The sequence below is a fragment of the Pseudoclavibacter helvolus genome (assembly GCF_014191305.1).
GTDB classification, from domain to species: domain Bacteria; phylum Actinomycetota; class Actinomycetes; order Actinomycetales; family Microbacteriaceae; genus Pseudoclavibacter; species Pseudoclavibacter helvolus.
In genome coordinates this window covers 424,337-443,788 of record NZ_JACHWJ010000004.1, presented here as the reverse complement: position 1 = coordinate 443,788, position 19,452 = coordinate 424,337, and the positions used below count along the sequence as shown (strand labels likewise).

The following is a 19,452-nucleotide window of genomic DNA, read 5'->3' as shown; positions in this document are numbered from 1 at the left end:
GGCTTGTCAGCCGCCAGGGACGACGATGGGCCCCACCCAACAGGGGGTGAGGCCCATCAGCGTCTGACGATCCCGCTACTTGGCGGCGCGCTTCGCGGCGCGGAGTTTCGCGACCTCGTACATCGTGATGCTCGTCGCGATACCCGCGTTGAGCGATTCGGTCGCCCCGTCGATCGGGATCGATACGATCGCGTCGCAGTGCTCCGTAACGAGCCTCGAGAGGCCCTTGCCCTCGCTGCCGACGACAACCAGGAGCGGTGAGGTCGCGAGCTCGAGCGACGGCAGCGACACGTCGCCGTCCCCATCGAGGCCGATGACAAACACGCCGGCCTTCTTGTAGGCCTTGATCGTTGCCGTCAGGTTCGACGCCATCGAGACGGGAAGACGCGAAGCGGCGCCCGCCGAGGTCTTCCAGGCCGAAGCCGTCATGCCAACCGAGCGACGCTGCGGCACGATGATGCCGTCACCCCCGAACGCCGCGACCGAGCGCACGATGGCGCCCAGGTTGCGGGGGTCGGTGATGCCGTCGAGCGCGACGAAGAGCGGGTTGCGGCGGCGCTGGATGGCGCGGTCGAGCTCCTCCATGGGGTCCGCGTACGTGTACGCGGGCACCTTGATGATGACGCCCTGGTGGACAGCGTCGCGGCCCGCCATGCGGTCGAGCTCTGGGCGCATGACCTCGAGGATGGGGATCTTGCGCTCCGTGGCGATCTTGAAGATCTCCTTGACGCGCTCGTCCATCTCACCGCGGGCGGCGACGTAGAGCGTCGTCGCTGGGATACCGGCGCGCAGCGCCTCGACAACCGAGTTGCGGCCGGTCACAAGCTCCGTGCTGTCGTCGGTGCGGGCACGGCGAGGTGCGCCACCCTCGCGCTGCGCCGGGCGCGGCTTGGACCCACCCCGAGCCGCCTCGAGGCGTTCCTTCGCGGCCTTGCGCTTGCCTGCCACATGCCAGGAGCGGTCCTCCGCGCGCGGCGTGTTGCCGCGACCTTCGAGGGACTTGCGGCCATTGCCGCCGGTGCCCTTGGTCGGGCCTTTCTTACTGCGATTTCCGCGTGAGTTCGTGCTCATGCCTTCTCCAACGTCCAGAAGCTGCCGTTCGGCGAGTCTTCAATCTGCACGCCGGCAGCTGCCAGCGTGTCTCGAATCTGATCTGCGCGGGCGAAGTCCTTCGCGCCGCGGGCCTGTTTGCGCTCGACGAGCAACGAGTCGATGAGCGCCGCGAGGGTCGTCTCGCCCGTCGCATCCGCTCCCCCGCTCCACTGCTCCGCGCGTGGGTTGATGCCGAGGATGTCGAGCATCGAGGTGACCTCGTGCGCGGCTCGTGCCGCCGCTTCCGTCGCTCCCGTGTCGAACGCCTGGTTGCCGCTCGTCACCGCCTCGTGCAGCGACGCGATCGCCTGTGGGACAGCGAAGTCGTCGTTCATGGCCGCGACGAACGCGGCGGGGAGGTCGTCCAGACCCGGCTTCGCCCCACCCGGAGCCAGCAACCCTGCACGCTCAGCGCGCTCAAGGAACGCCTCGATGCGAGCAAACGAGGCGGTCGCCTCCTCGAGAGAGGCGGGTCCGATCTCGATCGTCGAGCGGTAGTGCGCCGACCCGAGGAAGTAGCGGACGACGACCGGCCGCGCCGACGAGAGCAGGTCGAGCGCCGAGACCGTGTTCCCGATCGACTTCGACATCTTCTGTCCGGCGACCGACACGAGCCCGTTGTGCACCCACGTGCGAGCGAACTCAAGCCCGGCCGCGCGCGACTGTGCCAGCTCGTTCTCGTGGTGAGGGAAGCGGAGGTCGCGGCCACCACCGTGGATGTCGAAGGTCGGCCCGAGGTACTTGGTCGACATCGCGGAGCACTCGATGTGCCAGCCAGGCCTGCCGGCGCCCCACGGCGACGACCATGCCGCGGATTCCGGCTCGCCAGGCTTGCGCCCCTTCCAGAGCGCGAAGTCAGCGGCGCTGCGCTTGCCGCGGCTCGGCGCCTCACCCTCCGCCATGTCCTCAGGTCGCTGGTGAGTGAGCTCGCCGTAGCTAGCCCAGCTGCCCGTGTCGAACCACACATCCCCGCTCCCATCGGCGGCCGGATACGCGTGGCCGCGCTCGATAAGCAGCGAAATGAGCTCCTGCATTTCCGGAATAGACCCCGTCGCGCGGGGCTCGTACGTCGGCGGGCGGATGCCGAGGGCGGAGTACGCGGCGTTGAACTCGCGTTCCACACGGTAGGCGAGGGCCCACCATGGCTCGTCCGCGGTGGCTCCAGCGAGCGTCTTATCGTCGATATCAGTGACATTGCGCACGAGCGTCACCCGCAGCCCCGTCGCCTCGAACCAGGAGCGGAACTGGTCGTAGACCAGCGCGGAACGGAGGTGACCTGCGTGCGGCGCCGACTGCACCGTGGGCCCACACACGTACATCGAGACCTCGCCTGGCACCATCGGCGTGAAGTCGCCGAGTGCTTGCGTCTGCGTGTCGTAGATGCGCTGATTCACTGCACCAGCATACGCGTCGGGGCCGCACGGACGCGTGAACGTCCCTGCGGCCCCGACGATGAAGCGCGTGATGCGTGCTGAGCGCCAGCCCCGAGGGAGGCTGAAGCGACTGCCCCGGAGGCGAGGCGATGTCAAAAGGTTAAGACGCGAGGACCTTGTCGAGCACGTCTCCGGCCTTCTCTTCGTCAGTCTTCTCCGCGAGAGCGAGCTCAGAGACGAGGATCTGCCGCGCCTTCGCAAGCATCCGCTTCTCCCCAGCGGAGAGACCCCGATCCTGGTCGCGACGCCAGAGGTCGCGGACGACCTCCGAGACCTTGATGACGTCGCCGGAGGCGAGCTTCTCAAGGTTCGACTTGTACCTGCGGGACCAGTTCGTCGGTTCCTCGGTGATGGGGGCCCGCAAGACCTCGAACACACGGTCAAGACCGTCCTGTCCGATGACATCGCGCACTCCGACCAAGTCGACGTTGTCAGCAGGAACCTCGATGACGAGGTCTCCCTGTGCAACGTTCAACTTGAGGAACGTCTTTTCTTCGCCCTTGATGACTCGGATCTTCACCTCTGAAATGGTGGCCGCGCCGTGATGGGGATAGACGACTGTCTCCCCGACCTCAAACTGCATAAATACAAGCCCCTTTCGGCACCTAAGAGTACCATGTCAAAAGGGCCCATCTGAGGGTGGGAGTGGTAGAGTCCGCCGCCGCGTCGTCCGGCAGCCGCACCTAGATCAGATAGGCTTGCCGCATCCTGTGAATTCGTGTGGCGACAGCCGCACGGTCCGAACCTGGAGGCTCCAGACGTGAAGATCCGCGCCGTCGCGTCCGTAACCCTTGCCGCCGCAGTCGCGGTTGGGCTTGCCGGCTGCAACTACATCTCCCCCCAGCGCACTACGACGCAGTACTCTGCGAGCGACGGCACGAACGCCAACGTCGGCGAGCTTGAGGTCCGCAACGCGATCCTCATCACCGACACGCTCACCGACACTGACGTGACCGACCGCGCCAACCTCATCTTCGCGCTCGTCAACCACACGGGCAGCGCCGGTTCGCTCGACATCACCTACACGGGTCTCATCAACGGCGTCGAGCAGGACGTCGTCGTGACTGTCCCGGTCGACGCTGCCGCTGGCGTCACACAGGTGGGCTTCGGCGAAGGCGCCACCGTGCTCCTCGAGGGCATGGATTTCTCACCGGGATCCACCCACGAGGTGACGTTCACGGCGTCGCTCGACGGTGAGCAGACGGTCCAGGCCGTGAGCGTTCCAGTGCTCGACGGCACGCTCCCCGAGTACTCCACGCTCGTCCCGGGCCCAGCGCAGACTGAGCCCCCGGCTGCACCACCGAGCATTGCCCCCACGCCGGCACCGACCGAGCAGCCTGAAGAGGGCGGCACGGCCTAGCCGACCAACGCAGACAACCGAGAAGGGCGCATCCACCTGGTGGATGCGCCCTTCTTGCGTTTCGAGTTCAGAGGTACCGGCGGGGTCAGCCCTCGTAGCGGTAGCCGAGGCCCCGGACGGTCACGAGCCGGACCGGCGTCGACGGCTTCTCCTCGATGCGACTGCGGATGCGCTTGATGTGCACGTCGAGCGTCTTGGTGTCGCCGTAGTAGTCGGGACCCCAGACCCGGTCGATGAGCTGCCCGCGGGTCAGCACTCGACCCGAGTTGCGCATCAGGTACTCGAGCAGCTCGTACTCCTTGAGCGGCATCGGGGTCACCTTGCCGGAGACCTGCAGGGTATGCCTGTCCAGATCCATGCGCACCTCGCCGACCTCGATGATGCTGTCGTCTTCGCCCTCGTCCTCCTGCTCGTTGCGGCGGAGCACGGCGCGAACCCGGGCCAGCAGCTCACGCGTCGAGTATGGCTTCGTGACGTAGTCGTCGGCGCCGAGCTCGAGCCCCACGACGATGTCGACCTCGCTGTCCTTCGCGGTCAGCATGATGATCGGCACCTTGGACGTGAGGCGGATCTGCTTGCAGACCTCCGTGCCGGGAACGCCCGGGAGCATCAGGTCGAGGAGCACCAGGTCGGCGCCGTCCCGGTCGAACAGGTCGAGGGCGTCGAGGCCGGTCTCAGCGACAGCGACCTCGTATCCCTCCCGTCCGAGGAGGAAGGAGAGCGGCTCATGCAGTGCGGATTCGTCTTCGACGAGGAGGATGCGGGTCACGGGGGCCATTGTGCATATCTTTCGTGAACATTGAGTGACGCACGGGCATCCCCGCGCGTTGTGCGGCGTGGCGCCGCCCGGATGCGATCGGCTGGCGTCAGGCAGAGCGGCGCTCGCTGAAGCGCTGCAGGTCGATCTCGTCGACCACGGAATCAGCCGAGGGGAGCCGCACGGTGAAGGTCGAGCCCTTGCCTGGCTGCGACCAGACACGGACGTCGCCGCCGTGGTTCTCGGCGACGTGGCGCACGATGCTCAAGCCGAGGCCGGTCCCGCCCGTCCGGCGGGATCGAGCCTGGTCGACGCGGAAGAACCGCTCGAAGATGCGCCCCTGATCCTCCGGGGCGATGCCGATGCCCTGGTCGGAGATGGCGACCTCGACCGTGTCGTCGACGAGGCGCGTGCCGATCCCCACCCGTGAGTTCGGTGACGAGTACTGGACGGCGTTCGACACAAGGTTCGTGAAGCACATGAGGAGGTGCGCCCGTTCGCCGTACACAAACGCATCCACGTCATCGCCGAGCACGATCTCGACGCCCCCGACCTCAGCAGGCACCCTCGACTGATCGACGGCGAGCGACAAGATCTCGTGGATGGAAATGAGCTCGGGATGCGCGAGCGAGTCGCTCGACTGCAGCCTCGATAGTTCGATCAGTTCGTTCGTGATGGACGCGAGTCGCAGGCTCTCTTTGCTGAGCCGCCCCGTGAAGTACTTGACCTGCTCTTCGTCGCCTGCGGACTCCGAGATGGCCTCGGCGAGCAGCGTGACCGCCCCGATGGGGGTCTTGAGCTCATGGCTGACGTTCGCGACGAAGTCTCGACGCACGCTCTCGACGCGAAGCGCCTCGGTGCGATCCTCGGCGAGCACGAGGAAGAACCTCGTCGAAAGGGGTGCCGCACGCACGCGAACGTGGATCTCGGAGCGCCCGAACGGGCCGCGGGCGATCTCGAGGTCCCTCGTGACGGCCTCCCCTTGCCTTCTCGCCTCGTCGACAACAGCGCCGACGCGCTCATCGAGGCGACCCCCTGGGCGCACGAGCCCCTTCGAGGTAGCTCCAGGGGACGACTGGTAGACGTTCCTGGAGAGGTCGGTGACGATGACGATCGAGTCGAGGGCGCCGAGCAGATGCTCGATGCCCTCAGGGAGGCGGGGTGAGAATGCAGCTCGCGCCTTTGCCTGCCGTACCGAAGCAACGTGGAGCAGCCAGACGAAACCTGCACCCAAGAGGAAGCCGAGTACGATCGCAAGGACCACTGCGACGGACGAGTCCATGGGTCCAGCATATGGGCCAGCGGAACCGTCACCAGTCGTACACGAGTCGGTTACCTTGGCTCCGTAGACTCGCCTGCGAAGGCAGGGTCACTCCCAGAGGCACTGGGCGACCGGTCTGCCCAGAACTACGGGCAGCGGCACATCGCCCGTTGCCACGAAACAGAGGATAAACATGCGCGAAGTTTTCCAGCAGGAACTCGCTGAGGTCAGCAACGGCCTCGTGGAGATCGCCCGCCACGTCGAGTCCGCCATGCAGCGTGCCGCCGTTGCGTTCACGAATTCCGATGTCGCCCTCGCCGAGCAGGTCATCTCCGATGATGCCCGCATCGACGAGCTCGCCATCGCCCTCGATGAGCACACCATCGAGATCATCGCCCGCCAGTCCCCCGTCGCGCGCGACCTGCGTCTTGTTGTGAGCGCGCTGCGCATCAGCTCCTCGCTCGAGCGCATGGGCGACCTGGCCGCGCACATTGCGGCACTCGCGCGCTACCGCTTCCCTGGCGGCGTCGGACCGAACACGCTCCGTCCGGTGTTCGCCGAGATGAGCCGTCTCGACGTGGCCGTTGCGCGCCAGCTCGTGGCCCTGCTCGACGCCGGCAACGACGAGGAGACGAACCGGATCGCCGACGAGATCAAGGCGAGCGACAACCGCATCGACGAGCTGCACCGCAGCACGTTCGACGCACTGCTCGCTGACGACATCCAGGCGCAAAGCGTCGAGGTCGTCGACGCGACGCTCGCGAGCCGCTACTTCGAGCGCTTCGCCGACCACGCCGTCTCGATCGCGCAGAAGGTCCAGTACCTGACGAGCGGCGAGTGGATGCAGGAGAAGGAGCCGTCCACGCCCGTCTCCCCGATCACCCCCGGCGTCTAGTACGAGCCAGCACGACAACGCAGACTGCACCCCAGTCGCGGCAGCTTCCGAGGGAGCGACTGCGGCAGGGGTGCAGTTCCGTTTGCATCGCCTGCGAGAGCACCCTCCTCGCTAGCGCTTGCTTAATACAGCGACCACTGTATTAATAGTGGCATGAGCACCGCGACCACAACCCGCCTGGACGTCATGAACCGCCTGGGCCGCGCCATGGCGGACCCCTCCCGCTCACGCATCCTCTTGCGCCTCCTCGACGGCCCCGACTACCCCGCCAAGCTCGCGGACGAGCTGGGCCTCACCCGACAAAACGTTTCGAACCACCTGACGTGCCTGAGAGACTGCGGAATCGTCGTCACGGAACACGAGGGCAGGCAGACGCGCTATGAGATCGCCGACCCCCACCTCACCCGGGCGCTGACGGCTCTCGTCGGGGTTGTCCTTGACGTCGACAAAGACGCCCCATGCCAGGACTCGGCCTGCCCTGTCCCCGGCTGCTGCGAGCCGACCTCGTGACCACCGGCGCGCAGACGTACCCAGCGGGCACCACCTCCTCCGAGGCCCGTCGTGCGGTGTTGCAGCAGCGCATCCGCCTGGTCGTGACCTTCACGATCGCCTACAACGTGATCGAGGCGGTCATCGCCCTCTCGGCGGGCGCCGCGTCATCATCGGCCGCCCTCATCGGCTTCGGCCTCGACTCGGTCATCGAGGTGCTCTCGGCGGCCGCGGTCGCGTGGCAGTTCACGCGGCGAGAGCCGGAGCGCTGGGAGAAGCCGACGCTTCGTGTCATCGCGGTCGCCTTCTTCGCGCTCGCCGCCTACGTTAGCGTGAGCTCGATCCTCACGCTCACGTCTGGCTCCGAGGTTGAGCACAGCACCGTCGGCATCGTGCTGGCCGCCGTGAGCGTCGTCTTCATGCCGTTCCTGTCACTCATCGAGCGACGCGCCGGGCGAGAACTCGGCTCAGCCACGGCCATCGCGGACTCCAAGCAGACCCTCATCTGCACCTACCTCTCCGCCGCGGTCCTCGCCGGGCTCGTACTCAACTCGCTCCTCGGCTGGGCCTGGGCTGACGCCGTCGCGGGTCTCGTCATCGCCGTCTTCGCGGTTCGCGAGGGCATCGAGGCGTGGAAGGGCGACGCGTGCGCGACTTCGGTCGGGATGCTCCTCGAGGACGAGGACGAGCATCCACACGACGAACACGAGGGGCACGACGGACACGAGGGGCACGAGGGGCACGGGCACTGACCCACGCCCAGACAGCGAAGAGGAGCTCCCCGTCGTGAGACGAGGAGCTCCTCTTTCTGCGCCCGGTTCGGGCTCGTGCTTGGTCTAACTACTTGCCCTGCGAGGCGACTGCGGCTGCTCCGGCGGCCGCTGCCTCGGGGTCGAGGTACTCGCCCTTGCCGAGCACTTCGTGCGTCTCGGGGTCGAAGCGGTACACAAGCGGCATGCCCGTCGGGATGTTGACGGCGGCGATGTCGTCGTCGCTGATGCCCTCGAGGTGCTTCACAAGCGCGCGGAGGCTGTTGCCGTGGGCCGCGATCATGACGGTGCCACGCTTGACGAGCGTGGGCAGGACTTCCTCTTCCCAGTACGGGAGGAAGCGCACGAGGACATCCTTGAGGCACTCGGTGCGGGGCAGCTCGTCGCCGAGGTCCGCGTAGCGCTCGTCGTGGGCCTGCGAGAACTCGCTGCTGTCGTCGAGGGCGGGCGGCGGGGTGTCGTACGAGCGACGCCACTCCATGAACTGCTCCTCGCCGTACTGGTCGCGGACCTGGGCCTTGTCCTTGCCCTGCAGGTCGCCATAGTGGCGCTCGTTGAGGCGCCAGGTGCGCTCGACGTCGATCCAGCCGCGGCCAGCTTCCTTGAGCGCGAGGTTGGCCGTGTCGATGGCGCGCGTGAGCAGCGAGGTGTAGAGCACGTTCGGCTTGAGGCCGGAGTCGCGGATGAGGCGACCCGCGCGGGCGCCCTCTTCGCGTCCCTGTTCGGTGAGCTCAACATCCACCCAGCCGGTAAAGAGGTTCTTCTCGTTCCATTCGCTCTGTCCGTGACGGACAAGGATGAGCGTCAGCGCTTCAGTCATGGAACCAAGCGTACCGAGTAGGGGTGACCCGCGTGCGACGCGGAGTTGTCGCACGCTGAAATAGTCTCGTCGGCTCAATAGTCTTGTCGCATGCCATTGGGTCGACTCACTCGCGGAACGACGGGAACGAACCGCCTGCGGCGAGTCGACAGGTGGATAGCGCAGCATCCAGCATTGAAGTCCGCGGAGCGACCTCTTGTCATCGACCTGGGCTACGGGGCGAGTGGTGCAACCGCGTTCGAGCTGGCCGAGCGACTCGGGCGCGCCGTGCCAGAGGTCCGCGTCCACGGTCTCGAGATCGACCCGGGACGCGTCGCACTCGCCAAGCAGCAGCTCGCAGACCGGCCGGAGCTGCGTGGTCGGGTCTCGTTTGCGGTCGGCGGGTTCGAGGTGCCAACACCCAAGGGCGAGTCCCCCACGGTGATCAGGGCGATGAACGTGCTGCGGCAGTACGACGAGGCTGAGGTGGCGGATGCGTGGGCGCGCATGACGGCGCGACTCGCGCCGGGCGGTCTGCTGGTCGAGGGCACGTGCAACGAGGTCGGCCGCGTGTCGTCCTGGGTTGGGGTCGACGCGGGCGGACCTCGAACGTTCACGGTCTCGCTGCACACGGCAAGCCTCGAATCCCCGCTTGTTGTCGCCGAGCGACTGCCCAAGGCGCTCATCCACCGCAACGTTCCAGGCGAGGGCGTGCACGACTACCTGAAGGCACTCGACGACGCCTGGCAGCGGGAGGCCCCGCGGCAGACATTCGGCGCGCGGCAGCGGTTCCTCGCCGTGTGCGAGCGGATGCGCGCGGCAGGCTGGCCGCTCGTCGACTCGCAGAAGCGCTGGCGGCTCGGCGAGATCACGGTCGCGTGGAGCGCGGTCGCCCCCGCCTCCGGAGCGCTGGCCCCGTCGCAGCCACCATCGCTGCCCGGCGTTTCGCCCTCTGGAGGCCCTCGCAGAGGGGCATTCGACGGGCAGTGATCATGGGGAGAGCCCGGCTGGGTGGCGGGCGGCCGGGCGCCGGCATGGCGCGCGGGGGCTAGTTAACCTCCGGCAGCGCCGTCCGTGCCGCCTCGGCGTCCATGCCACTCGCGATGAGCAGGTCGACGACAAGCGGCCTGCACTGCATGAGCAGGACCGAGTCGGCGAGCTGGGCACCGTGCAGGTGCTCCGGCTCGAGCCTCGCCGCGGCGATGAGCAGCGTCTGTCTCGCCTGATGCAGCATGGCCTCGTCGTCGAGGCCGAGTTGCAGCTCGAGCATCCCCGACTGGATGTCACCGAGGAGGTCGGCGAGCTCCTCGCGGTGCCTGCCGTCCCACGACAGCGACCACGCCCGACGGGCCAGCACGCGCAGGTTCCGGGTGGCGAGGTCGATGCTCGTGCGGAGTTCCGCCATCCGCTCGACCCTGCCACGGTGGTGTCGCATGAACGGGGAGATCCGCGCGATGGATGCGGCGCTCTCGAGTTCCGTCGACCAGGCGTCGAGGGTGTCCTGCGTCATGCGCAGCTCTTCGAGCGCGGCGAGCCCAGCGTCGCTATCTCCACGGCGGAGGGCTTGCGACGTGTCGCCGAGTGCCTGCGCCAGGGCCCCGATAAGGCCCTTCGCCTCGTTCTTCGCGAGCGCCGCCGCGTTGCGTGGCACAAGCGCCGTCGCCGCGATCGCGACGGCTCCCCCGATGACGGCGTCGAGGAGCCGCGTGTACTCGCCGACTCCCTGCACCGGGATGAGCTGCACAAGCGAGGCCTGCACCGCCGCGCCGATCGCGAAGCCCGGACTCGGGTGGACAAGCCGTCCGAGCAGGAGCACGACGGCGAGGACAACCGTGACCTGCCACATGCCCCGGCCGAACAGAGCCAGAGAGAGGTTGGAGAGCAGCACCCCGAAGGTGATGCCGAGCGCAGTGTCGAACACGCGCCGCGGCCGAGCGTCGCGCTGCAGGCCAAGGCTCGTGATCGCTACGGTCACCGCGAGGAAGGGAATCGGGTGCCCGAGCCCCCAGTGCGCGATCGCGTACGCCGCGAAGGCGGCCGCCGTGATCTGGAGCACGGCGGGAAGTGACGCGCGCAGGCGAGCGAATGCGGCCCCGACGCCAGCCGCCGGAGCCGCCATGTCTACTGCCCGCGGCGCTCGAGGCGAGGAAGCCGCGGCACGTCCGCCGCGCGACCCGCCGTCGGCGAGACGATCGTCGTCGCGCTCGCCGTGACCTGCTGACCGTCGGCGAGCTGCACGACGAGAGTCGCATCTTCCGCGAGGGAGCGCTTCACGAGCGCAAGCGCGATGGGGCCGTCTTCGTGGTGGATCGCCACTGAGCTGATGCGCCCCACGGTCTGCGCGTTGGCGTCGCCCTCAACCGACAGGGTGCTGCCGGCCGCGGGGAGCTCCCCGAGCGAGCCGTCGAGGTCGAGAAGGACGATGCGGCGAGGCGGGCGGCCGAGGAAGTGGACCTTCGCGACCGTCTCCTGCCCCCGGTAGCAGCCCTTCTCGAGGTGGACGGCACTCCGGAGCCAGTCGAACTCGTGAGGGATCGCCCTCGAGTCGACCTCGGCGCCGAGGCGCGGCCGCAGAGCCGCGATACGGAGCGCCTCAAGCGCGTGCATGCCAGCGATGGGGAGCTCGCCGGCAGCGACTCGTACGACGAGCTGCTGGATGCCCGCGCGCTCGACGATGTGTAGCCGCAACGGGAAATCGGCCCCAGGGTGCGCGTCGGGCGCGCCGTCTGCGGGCACGACCGGGAACTGCGAGTAGCTCCAGCCGTGCGCGGGCGGCGTGGCCCACGGATCGTTCCAGACCAGGGGCGTGCCGTTCGGCGCTGCCGCGCCGAGGTCGTGCTCGCCGAGCGTCGCGATGACCGCGAACTCCTCCGTAACGTCAGCAACCTGCACGTCGAGGAGGAAGCGCATCCGGTTCAGCCAGGAAGCGAAGGCTGGCGCCAACTCGCGCTCGGTGATGAGCCAGGTCGCAGTGCCGTCGTCGACCACGGCGGCACCGTGCTCGATGTGGCCCTGGATGTCGAGCAACAGCGTCTCCGCACTCTCGCCAGGCAGCAGGGTCACGAGGCGCTGTGACGTGAGCGAGTCGAGCCAGCTGAGACGGTCGCTGCCGGTGAGCCGGATGACGCCGAAGTGCGATGCATCCACGATCGAGCGCCCGGCGGCGAGCTCCCGCTGGTCGGCCGTCACCTGCCCGTAGTGCCACGCGACGCCGGCATCGATGCCAGCGCCCTCCACCGCGCCGGGAAGCGCGAGGAACGGCGAACGGTACGTCTGAGGCTCGTCGGCGCTGGCCGACGAATCATTCGAGACGGGGTGCTCAGTCAAGCTTGGCCAGCTTCGCGGACGCGTGCGTCGCGAGCTCCTGGCCGAGGGCCGCGATGTCCCAGGCCCACAGCAGCTCGCCCGCCACGTACCCGTACATACGAGTCGAGGCGGTGAACTCCTTGGCGCCGGGAGCGAGCAGCACTTCCTCGGTCTTCAGGTCGATGCGTGGGCCGCGAGCGCTGCCGCTGTAGCGCTCGAGCAAGCCGGTCGGATGCACGATCGACACCTCGAGCGGGAACGCCTGCTCTTCGTCGCGCAGCCCCTCGACCCCATCAGCGTCGGTGATGGTCGGGGGCGCCGTCGGCGGGAGGTAACCGGGTCCGACATCGCCGTCGTCCCTCGCTCGCGCCAAGCGCCAGAAACCGGTCTCACCGGTCAGCGGCACCTGAACAGGCTCATCGCCTGTGCCTTCTTCGAGCCACAGCTGGGCAGAGTAGTTCAGGTACGGGAGGCCGTCGTGGCTGAAGCTCACCCGCTGGCGGAACGCCTGCTCGCGCGTCTCTTCGCCCACCTTGTACTCGACGTGGCCGCTTCCTTCCCAGACGCCGAGCAGCCACGAAAGCGGCACGATCTCGGGCGGGAGGTCAGTGGGGATGTCGTAGACCATCGGGGGTTCCTCTCGATCCGGCAGCTGAGTGGTCCTGCAGGGGCTGGCTAGTTCTGGCCCTTGAAGAGGTTCTTGAGTACAACCACGGAGACGAAGCTGATGGCGACGAGCGCGAGCACCAGCAGGCCGGTGAAGATGATTTCGATAACAAGCACGGTGTCCATGCCGTTCATCCTAGCCGTGTGGCCACGCAGGGGTTGGTGCGGCTCAGCTGTGGTTCGGCGTGCCGACGACGGCGTCTCCGCCGAGCAGAGCGAAGCCGAGGGACGCGACGCCGAGGATGACCAGTGCGCCCACGAGACTCATGCTCATCCGCATGATGAACCCGTCGCTCTCCTGCAGACGCAGCTGGAGGAGGCACGTCAGGCAGATGAGCGTGAGCATGAGGATGCTCACCCAGACCAGGTGACGGGAAGGATCGGCGAGGATGGCGACGCCGAACACTCCGACCACTGCGGCCAGCCAGACGATGCCGATGCTCACTCGTTCGCGGGTCATTGCCCCATTGTGCACGCTGGAGCAGTCCGCGGGGTGCGTAGACTAGCCAGCGAGTCCGACCAAACATCGAGGAGGCCACATTTGGCAGACGTCCTCTTGTTCAGCGCCGGCGGCGTCGAGCACGCTCTCCCTTCCCTCACTTTGCTGGCGCACCGCGTCCGGGTGCTCCCTCCGACCGCATCAGCCCTCGCCTCGGCCCCCCAGGCCGACGCGAACATCATCGACGGCACGAGCGACCTCCCGAGCGCGAAGCGCCTGTGCGGTGTCCTCAACACCATCGAGTCGTCAGTTCCCGTGCTGCTCGCCATCACGGAGGGTGGTCTCCCCGCCATCTCCTCCGACTGGGGTATCGGCGACGTCATCCTGCGGACTGCCGGACCGGCAGAGGTGGATGCGCGCATCCGTCTCCTTCGTCCGCAGGCAGCCGTCGAGGAGCCGAGCGGCACGATCGCAATTGGCCCCCTCACGATCGATGAGCACAGCTACACGGCCAGATACCGTGGCCGCACGCTCGACCTGACGTTCAAGGAGTTCGAACTCCTCAGGTACCTCGCCTCGCACCCCGACCACGTGTTCACGCGTGAGCGGCTGCTGAGCGAGGTGTGGGGGTACGACTACTTCGGCGGCACCCGCACGGTCGACGTGCACGTGCGTCGACTCCGCGCGAAGCTCGGCGACCAGGAGAGCGTGATCGGCACGGTCCGCAACGTCGGCTACCGCCTCCTACGTGGAGGCGAGGGTTCGCGCGACGAGCAGGCGTCGACGGGCGGGTCGTCCGACGACTCGTCGACCAGATCCTAGGAGCCCCCATGCCCGAGTTCTCCACCGCAGCTTCAGCCAAGGCACGCGGTGCGGAAGTGCACGCCCTCGCCGAGGCGGCGACAGCCGCGGACGGCGTCGCACCCTTCAACGAGGACACGATGCTCTCGCTTGACGCGCGCCTCCTCACGGCGGTCGACGACTCCGGCAGGCTCGTCGCAGCGGCGCTCAGGAGGCATCTGGATGACGGCACCGTCGAGGGCGAGCTTGTCGTACATCCGGACAGCCGCCGCCAGGGCATCGGCGGGAAGCTCTACGACGCGGTGGCGTCGGCGACGGACGCTCCCCCGGTCTTGTGGGCGCACGGAAACCTGGCGGGGGCGTCAGCGCTCGCCTCGAGTCGAGGCCTCGACGCGGTTCGCACGCTGCTGAAGCTCGGCCGGGTCGTCACCGAGGGTGACGCCGAGGCCACGCCCCCACCTGACGGGCTCACGATCGCGCCCTTCGCGGCCGCGGATGCTCAAGACTTTCTCGCGCTGAACGCCGTGGTCTTCCGCAGCCACCCCGAACAGGGCGCGCTCGACGAGAACGGCCTCGACGCCAGGCGCGCCACCGATTGGTTTGACGCAGACGACTTCCTCTTGCTCCGCGATTCGGACGGCACCCTCCTCGGCTACAACTGGCTGAAGCGGGAGGGCGACGAAGTCGAGATCTACGTCGTCGGCATCGCTCCGGACGCGGCGGGGCGCGGCCTCGGCCGTGCTCTCATGCAGGCCGGCCTCGCGCGGATGCACACGACCGGGGCCACCCGCACGTCCCTCTACGTGGAGGGCGACAACGAAGCAGCTCTCGCGCTCTACCGCTCGCTCGGCTACGAGCAGCTCTCGATCGACGTGCAGTACACACGCACCCGTTCATGATCCGTTTGCGTGTCTCCGCTGATCTTCACCTCTGCAGGAACTCTTCGATCCTGCAGGACTGGGACAACGTGGCACCGTTCTTCTCCGCAGACCTGGAAGGATGACCTCATGACTATCGAACTCCGCGCGCCCGAGGCCGGTGCAGACTCGCAGGAGATGCCGCGCAGCCGCTTCGTCGACCGCGAGCTGAGCTGGCTTGCGTTCAACCAGCGTGTGCTCGAACTCGGCGAGGACCCGTCGACGCCGCTCCTCGAGCGAGCGAACTTCCTCGCGATCTTCTCGTCCAACCTCGACGAGTTCTTCATGGTGCGCGTCGCCGGCCTCAAGCGCCGCATCGCGACTGGTCTCGCCGTGCCGACCCCCGCCGGCGTCCCGCCGCAGGAGGCGCTCGACACGATCCGCTCGAAGGCCTACGACCTCCAGAAGCGCCACGCGGCGATCTTCAACGACAGCGTGCGCCCGGAGCTCGCGGAGCAGGGCATCCACATCGTCAGCTGGGACGAGCTCTCCGACGCCGAGCGGGTCGAGCTCGGCGATCTCTTCGACGAGCAGATCTTCCCCGTACTCATGCCCCTCGCGGTCGACCCGGTGCATCCGTTCCCCTACATCTCGGGCCTCTCGCTCAACATCTCGGTACGCGTCTACAACCCGCGCAGCGAGAAGGAGGAGTTCGCGCGCCTCAAGGTGCCGCCGGTGCTGCCGCGCTTCTACCCGCTGCAGTCCGACCACGGCAAGGCCCGCTTCATCCTGCTCGAAGACCTCATCGCCCAGCACCTCGGGCACGTCTTCCCCGGCATGAAGATCCTCGACCACCACGCGTTCCGCCTCACCCGCAACGAGGACATGACGATCGAGGAGGACGAGACCGAGAACCTCCTGCAGGCCCTCGAGAAGGAGCTCCTGCGCCGCCGCTTCGGGCCGCCTATCCGCCTCGAAGTCTCGAACGACATGGACGACGAGACGCTCGAGCTGCTCATGACCGAGCTCGACATCACCCACAACGAGGTCTACGTTCTCCCAGGTCCCCTCGACCTCGGCGGCCTCTTCGCGCTCGGAGCGATCAAGCGCCCCGACCTCAAGTACCCGACGCACGTCCCCGTCACCGCTGCCGCGTTCCGCACTTCGGAGAGCGACGAGAAGCCCGACATGTTCGGTGCCATCGCGCGCCGCGACGTGCTCGTGCAGCACCCGTACGAGGCGTTCTCGACCAGCGTGCAGGCCTTCCTCGAGGTTGCCGCCGCCGACCCGAACGTGCTCGCGATCAAGCAGACCCTGTACCGCACGTCAGGCGACAGCCCCATCGTGAACGCGCTCATCAAGGCCGCCGAATCCGGCAAGCAGGTGCTGGTCCTCGTCGAGATCAAGGCGCGGTTCGACGAGCAGAACAACATCGTCTGGGCGCGCAAGCTCGAGAAGGCCGGCGTGCACGTCGTCTACGGCACCGTCGGGCTCAAGACGCACTGCAAGCTCCTCCAGGTCATTCGCAAGGAAGACCACGAGCTCAAGATGTACAACCACATCGGCACGGGCAACTACAACCCCAAGACGAGCCGCATCTACGAGGACCTCGGGCTCTTCACGTGCAACGAGAAGATCTCGCGCGACATCACGCGCCTCTTCAACCAGCTCTCCGGGTACGCCATCGAGCGCAAGTTCACGCGCCTCCTCGTCGCCCCCATGCACCTGCGCCCCGGCCTCCTCAACCTCATCGACAAGGAGCGCAAGAACGCGCTCGAGGGCAAGCCCAGCCGCATCCGCATCAAGGTCAACTCCATGGTGGATGAGGAGATCATCGACGCGCTGTACCGCGCGAGCCAGGCAGGCGTGCCCGTCGACATCTGGGTGCGTGGCATCTGTGGCCTCCGCCCGGGCGTTCCTGGCCTGAGCGAGACCATCCGTGTCCGCTCCGTCGTGGGTCGCTACCTCGAGCACTCGCGCATCTTCTGCTTCGCGAACGACGGCGACGAGCGCGTCTTCATCGGCTCTGCCGACATGATGCACCGCAACCTCGACCGGCGAATCGAGGCGCTCGTGCGCATCATCGACGAGCACCACGCGGCCGACATCGCCGCCATGTTCGACCTCGCGATGGCCGACACGACGGCGACCTGGCACCTCGGCCCCGACGCCGAATGGGTTCGCCACGCGCGCGACGAGAACGGCGAGCGGCTCACCGACATCCACGACGAGATGATGCGCCGCATCAGCAAGCGTCGCAGGCCCACCACGCTGGCCTGACCGGATGACGATCGACACCCCTGCCGCCTCGCGCACCGTCTACGCGGCAGGCGCTGTGCTGTGGCACGAAGACGTCGAGGACGACAAGCTCAAGGTGCTTGTCATCCACCGCGGACGACACGGCGACTACTCGCTCCCCAAGGGGAAAGTCGACCCGGGCGAGACGCTTCCGGAGACAGCAGCCCGCGAGGTCGAGGAGGAGACGGGCTACCGGGCGACGCTCGGGGCCCCGCTCGGCTACATCGAATACGTCATGCCGAACGGCCGACCGAAGGAAGTCCACTACTGGACCGCCGAGGTCGACGAGGCGTCCTTCCAGGCGCACGTGTTCGAACCGAACGACGAGGTCGACGCCATCGAGTGGGTCTCGCTCAAGAAGGCGAAGAAGCTCCTCAGCTACGACAGGGACCGCGAGCTGCTCGAGGTCTTCGCCGACCGGTACCGCCGCGGCCTGCACAGGACCTTCGCGATCCTCGTGCTACGTCACGCGACCGCCGTTCCGCCCCAGTCATGGCCGGGCGACGACGACTCGCGGCCGATCACGGCCCGCGGTCTCGAGCAGGCCGAGACCGTCGTCCCGATCCTCCGCGCGTTCGGGCCGGAGGCCGTCGTCACGTCGAACGCTGTGCGCTGTCGCTCGACGGTCGCCCCGAGCAGCTCGCTCCTCGGGCTCACGCCGCAGGTCGAGCGCAGTATCGCGCAGGGGTCATACTCGCGGGACGAGGAGGAGCTCGACGAGGTCGTCCGCAAGCTCATCGCGAGGCGCCGCAGCACCGTCATCTGCAGCCACTCCCCTGTCATGCCTGCCATCGTTCGCTCCATCGCACTGCACACGGCGACGCGCCCGAGCTCACTCGCGAGGCACGCCATGCTCTCGACGGGCGAATGCTCCGTCATCCACGTGCCCGTCAACCACCCGGGTGCTGGTGTCGTGGCCGCGGAGACGCACGGCCCGATCACCTGATCTGCGGCGACGGATGCGCCCGGCCGCGGCCGCATCCGTTCACCTGAGCGTCACATCTCGTCCACTTCTCGTCCATACTGATTCAGGCCCGAAGTCGGTCCCCGTGGGTCGCGGGATCGCCTGACACCTGATGGCAGAAGGAACTCGATGCACCACTCCAGAGCACTCGCCGCCCTGGCGCTCCTCGCAACCACCGTCCTCGCGACAAGCGGATGCGCGCTCAACGAGATATCGGTCAGCAAGGACCCGCGATCGCAGCACCTCTCCGGTGTGCTGAGCGCGTCGGGCGCGTCGTCGCAGGGTGTGGCGCAGACCGCGTGGATCGCCGGCTTCTACCCGATCGAGCCTGACGTGCGCGTGAACTACGCGGGCGGTGGCTCAGGCGCAGGGCGCTCGGATTTCCAGAACGGTACGTCCGCCTTCATCGGCTCAGACCGCGCGTTCGACATCGACGAGATCGCAGAGGGCCCATTCCGCACCTGTGCCGACGGCAGCGACCTCGTCGAGATCCCCGCCTACATCTCCCCCATCGCCGTCGCGTTCGCGCTCGACGGCGTCGACGAGCTGCGTCTCGACGCGCCGACGATCGCCGGCATCTTCGCCGGTGACATCGCGTCATGGGATGCACCCGAGATCGCGGCGCTCAACCCAGACGCATCCCTCCCCTCGCTTGCCATCACACCCGTCCACCGCTCGGACAAGTCGGGCACGACAGGCAACTTCACCGCGTACCTCGACGAGGCCGCCGGCGACGCCTGGAGCTATGGCGAGGTCGACGAGTGGCCCGTCGAGAGCGGCGAGGCGGCCCAGGAGAGTGCCGGCATGCAGCAGGCGCTGCGCGCCAACGGCACGATCGGCTACATGGACGCATCCGCCGCCGCGGGCCTGAAGACCGCCTCCGTCGAGACGGGCGGCGAGTTCGTGCCGTTCTCGCCAGAGGCCGCCGCGGCCGTCGTCGACAACTCGACCATCGAAGCAGGACGCGCCGCGACCGACCTCGCATTCGAACTCAATCGCACGACCCCCGGCGTGTATCCGATCGTGCTCGTCTCCTACCTCATCGGCTGCGCCGAGTACGCAGACGCCGACGAGGGCATCAACGCCAAGGCCTACTTCAGCTTCGTCGTGAGCGAGGAGGGTCAGGCCGCCTCGGCAGAAGCCGCAGGCTCCGCGCCCATCTCAGACGCCCTTCGCGCTCAGATCGAGCCCGTTCTGGAGCAGATGAAGTAGCCGGATGCGGGTGACATCTGCGCGCATTCCCAGCCCGTTCACCCTCCGTTCAT

Annotated in this window: 20 protein-coding genes; 10 read left to right on the top strand and 10 right to left on the bottom strand. The window is 67.6% G+C overall.

What is annotated here, in order from left to right:
- Positions 1–75: 75 nt before the first annotated feature.
- The 3 genes from rlmB to FHX72_RS14355 form a co-directional block, all read right to left on the bottom strand.
- Entirely contained in the window at positions 76–1,071 is a 996-nt protein-coding gene (gene rlmB / locus FHX72_RS14365; RefSeq protein WP_068479835.1) for a 23S rRNA (guanosine(2251)-2'-O)-methyltransferase RlmB, read from the bottom strand.
- On the bottom strand, positions 1,068–2,486 hold the full coding sequence (gene cysS / locus FHX72_RS14360) for a cysteine--tRNA ligase (RefSeq protein WP_082775297.1): 1,419 nt from the start codon (positions 2,484–2,486) through the stop codon (positions 1,068–1,070). Before cysS ends, rlmB begins: the two co-directional genes overlap by 4 nt.
- Before the next feature lie 139 nt (positions 2,487–2,625).
- Entirely contained in the window at positions 2,626–3,108 is a 483-nt protein-coding gene (locus tag FHX72_RS14355) for a CarD family transcriptional regulator (protein WP_068479837.1), read from the bottom strand.
- A gap of 177 nt (positions 3,109–3,285) precedes the next feature.
- On the opposite strand from FHX72_RS14355, the gene FHX72_RS14350 reads away from it, so the two are divergent.
- Complete coding sequence (locus FHX72_RS14350) at positions 3,286–3,885, top strand: hypothetical protein (RefSeq protein WP_068479839.1); 600 nt, start codon at positions 3,286–3,288, stop codon at positions 3,883–3,885.
- Between the two features lie 85 nt (positions 3,886–3,970).
- Here the strand turns inward: FHX72_RS14350 and FHX72_RS14345 are convergent, their stop codons facing one another.
- Both FHX72_RS14345 and FHX72_RS14340 read right to left on the bottom strand, forming a co-directional pair.
- Positions 3,971–4,654 carry a response regulator transcription factor gene (locus FHX72_RS14345; RefSeq protein WP_068479999.1) on the bottom strand — a complete coding sequence of 228 codons (684 nt, stop codon included), beginning with the start codon at positions 4,652–4,654 and terminating at the stop codon, positions 3,971–3,973.
- Positions 4,655–4,751: 97 nt separating this feature from the next.
- On the bottom strand, positions 4,752–5,924 hold the full coding sequence (locus FHX72_RS14340) for a sensor histidine kinase (protein ID WP_068479841.1): 1,173 nt from the start codon (positions 5,922–5,924) through the stop codon (positions 4,752–4,754).
- Between the two features lie 172 nt (positions 5,925–6,096).
- Between FHX72_RS14340 and phoU the strand changes: the two genes are divergently transcribed.
- From phoU to FHX72_RS14325, 3 genes are all read left to right on the top strand, one after another.
- Complete coding sequence (phoU, locus tag FHX72_RS14335; protein WP_068479842.1) at positions 6,097–6,798, top strand: phosphate signaling complex protein PhoU; 702 nt, start codon at positions 6,097–6,099, stop codon at positions 6,796–6,798.
- 153 nt (positions 6,799–6,951) lie between these two features.
- The gene (gene cmtR / locus FHX72_RS14330; RefSeq protein WP_068479843.1) at positions 6,952–7,308 is read left to right on the top strand and encodes a Cd(II)/Pb(II)-sensing metalloregulatory transcriptional regulator CmtR; all 357 of its coding nucleotides are present in this window, start codon (positions 6,952–6,954) and stop codon (positions 7,306–7,308) included.
- Positions 7,257–8,039: a cation diffusion facilitator family transporter gene (locus FHX72_RS14325; RefSeq protein ID WP_183625961.1), complete on the top strand. Its 783-nt coding sequence runs from the start codon at positions 7,257–7,259 to the stop codon at positions 8,037–8,039. Before cmtR ends, FHX72_RS14325 begins: the two co-directional genes overlap by 52 nt.
- Positions 8,040–8,127: 88 nt before the next feature.
- On the opposite strand, the gene FHX72_RS14320 is transcribed toward FHX72_RS14325, so the two are convergent.
- Entirely contained in the window at positions 8,128–8,877 is a 750-nt protein-coding gene (locus FHX72_RS14320; RefSeq protein WP_068479846.1) for a phosphoglyceromutase, read from the bottom strand.
- A 90-nt stretch (positions 8,878–8,967) separates the two neighbouring features.
- Between FHX72_RS14320 and FHX72_RS14315 the strand changes: the two genes are divergently transcribed.
- A complete protein-coding gene (locus FHX72_RS14315; RefSeq protein ID WP_082775280.1) occupies positions 8,968–9,846 on the top strand; it encodes a class I SAM-dependent methyltransferase in 879 nt (292 codons plus the stop codon).
- Between the two features lie 58 nt (positions 9,847–9,904).
- Here the strand turns inward: FHX72_RS14315 and FHX72_RS14310 are convergent, their stop codons facing one another.
- The 4 genes from FHX72_RS14310 to FHX72_RS19140 form a co-directional block, all read right to left on the bottom strand.
- The gene (locus tag FHX72_RS14310; RefSeq protein WP_183625959.1) at positions 9,905–10,975 is read right to left on the bottom strand and encodes an FUSC family protein; all 1,071 of its coding nucleotides are present in this window, start codon (positions 10,973–10,975) and stop codon (positions 9,905–9,907) included.
- A gap of 2 nt (positions 10,976–10,977) precedes the next feature.
- Positions 10,978–12,183 (bottom strand): CAF17-like 4Fe-4S cluster assembly/insertion protein YgfZ, encoded by a 1,206-nt coding sequence (gene ygfZ, locus FHX72_RS14305; RefSeq protein WP_068479850.1) that lies wholly within the window; start codon positions 12,181–12,183, stop codon positions 10,978–10,980.
- Entirely contained in the window at positions 12,176–12,790 is a 615-nt protein-coding gene (locus tag FHX72_RS14300; protein ID WP_068479852.1) for a heme-binding beta-barrel domain-containing protein, read from the bottom strand. The genes ygfZ and FHX72_RS14300 overlap by 8 nt, the downstream gene beginning before the upstream one ends.
- Positions 12,791–12,997: 207 nt before the next feature.
- Positions 12,998–13,288 carry a hypothetical protein gene (locus tag FHX72_RS19140; RefSeq protein WP_235812707.1) on the bottom strand — a complete coding sequence of 97 codons (291 nt, stop codon included), beginning with the start codon at positions 13,286–13,288 and terminating at the stop codon, positions 12,998–13,000.
- 81 nt (positions 13,289–13,369) lie between these two features.
- Here FHX72_RS19140 and FHX72_RS19135 point away from each other — a divergent pair, with 81 nt between their 5' ends.
- The 5 genes from FHX72_RS19135 to FHX72_RS14275 all read left to right on the top strand — a co-directional run bounded on the left by FHX72_RS19135 (position 13,370) and on the right by FHX72_RS14275 (position 19,399).
- The gene (locus FHX72_RS19135; RefSeq protein WP_235812708.1) at positions 13,370–14,089 is read left to right on the top strand and encodes a winged helix family transcriptional regulator; all 720 of its coding nucleotides are present in this window, start codon (positions 13,370–13,372) and stop codon (positions 14,087–14,089) included.
- An 8-nt stretch (positions 14,090–14,097) separates the two neighbouring features.
- Positions 14,098–14,967 (top strand): mycothiol synthase, encoded by an 870-nt coding sequence (gene mshD / locus FHX72_RS14290; protein WP_068479856.1) that lies wholly within the window; start codon positions 14,098–14,100, stop codon positions 14,965–14,967.
- A gap of 108 nt (positions 14,968–15,075) precedes the next feature.
- On the top strand, positions 15,076–17,205 hold the full coding sequence (locus FHX72_RS14285) for an RNA degradosome polyphosphate kinase (RefSeq protein ID WP_082775284.1): 2,130 nt from the start codon (positions 15,076–15,078) through the stop codon (positions 17,203–17,205).
- 4 nt (positions 17,206–17,209) lie between these two features.
- Complete coding sequence (locus FHX72_RS14280) at positions 17,210–18,169, top strand: NUDIX hydrolase (protein WP_183625957.1); 960 nt, start codon at positions 17,210–17,212, stop codon at positions 18,167–18,169.
- Between the two features lie 147 nt (positions 18,170–18,316).
- Complete coding sequence (locus FHX72_RS14275) at positions 18,317–19,399, top strand: phosphate ABC transporter substrate-binding protein PstS (RefSeq protein ID WP_068479860.1); 1,083 nt, start codon at positions 18,317–18,319, stop codon at positions 19,397–19,399.
- Positions 19,400–19,452 lie beyond the last annotated feature (53 nt).

What these genes read in the sequence shown, in the direction of transcription:
- rlmB (WP_068479835.1), bottom strand. Translation starts at nt 1,071, where the DNA reads ATGAGCACGAACTCACGCGGAAATCGCAGTAAGAAAGGCCCGACCAAG.
- FHX72_RS14355 (WP_068479837.1), bottom strand. Translation starts at nt 3,108, where the DNA reads ATGCAGTTTGAGGTCGGGGAGACAGTCGTCTATCCCCATCACGGCGCG.
- FHX72_RS14340 (WP_068479841.1), bottom strand. Translation starts at nt 5,924, where the DNA reads ATGGACTCGTCCGTCGCAGTGGTCCTTGCGATCGTACTCGGCTTCCTC.
- phoU (WP_068479842.1), top strand. Translation starts at nt 6,097, where the DNA reads ATGCGCGAAGTTTTCCAGCAGGAACTCGCTGAGGTCAGCAACGGCCTC.
- cmtR (WP_068479843.1), top strand. Translation starts at nt 6,952, where the DNA reads ATGAGCACCGCGACCACAACCCGCCTGGACGTCATGAACCGCCTGGGC.
- FHX72_RS14325 (WP_183625961.1), top strand. Translation starts at nt 7,257, where the DNA reads ATGCCAGGACTCGGCCTGCCCTGTCCCCGGCTGCTGCGAGCCGACCTC.
- FHX72_RS14320 (WP_068479846.1), bottom strand. Translation starts at nt 8,877, where the DNA reads ATGACTGAAGCGCTGACGCTCATCCTTGTCCGTCACGGACAGAGCGAA.
- FHX72_RS14315 (WP_082775280.1), top strand. Translation starts at nt 8,968, where the DNA reads ATGCCATTGGGTCGACTCACTCGCGGAACGACGGGAACGAACCGCCTG.
- FHX72_RS14310 (WP_183625959.1), bottom strand. Translation starts at nt 10,975, where the DNA reads ATGGCGGCTCCGGCGGCTGGCGTCGGGGCCGCATTCGCTCGCCTGCGC.
- FHX72_RS14300 (WP_068479852.1), bottom strand. Translation starts at nt 12,790, where the DNA reads ATGGTCTACGACATCCCCACTGACCTCCCGCCCGAGATCGTGCCGCTT.
- FHX72_RS19140 (WP_235812707.1), bottom strand. Translation starts at nt 13,288, where the DNA reads ATGACCCGCGAACGAGTGAGCATCGGCATCGTCTGGCTGGCCGCAGTG.
- mshD (WP_068479856.1), top strand. Translation starts at nt 14,098, where the DNA reads ATGCCCGAGTTCTCCACCGCAGCTTCAGCCAAGGCACGCGGTGCGGAA.
- FHX72_RS14285 (WP_082775284.1), top strand. Translation starts at nt 15,076, where the DNA reads ATGACTATCGAACTCCGCGCGCCCGAGGCCGGTGCAGACTCGCAGGAG.
- FHX72_RS14280 (WP_183625957.1), top strand. Translation starts at nt 17,210, where the DNA reads ATGACGATCGACACCCCTGCCGCCTCGCGCACCGTCTACGCGGCAGGC.
- FHX72_RS14275 (WP_068479860.1), top strand. Translation starts at nt 18,317, where the DNA reads ATGCACCACTCCAGAGCACTCGCCGCCCTGGCGCTCCTCGCAACCACC.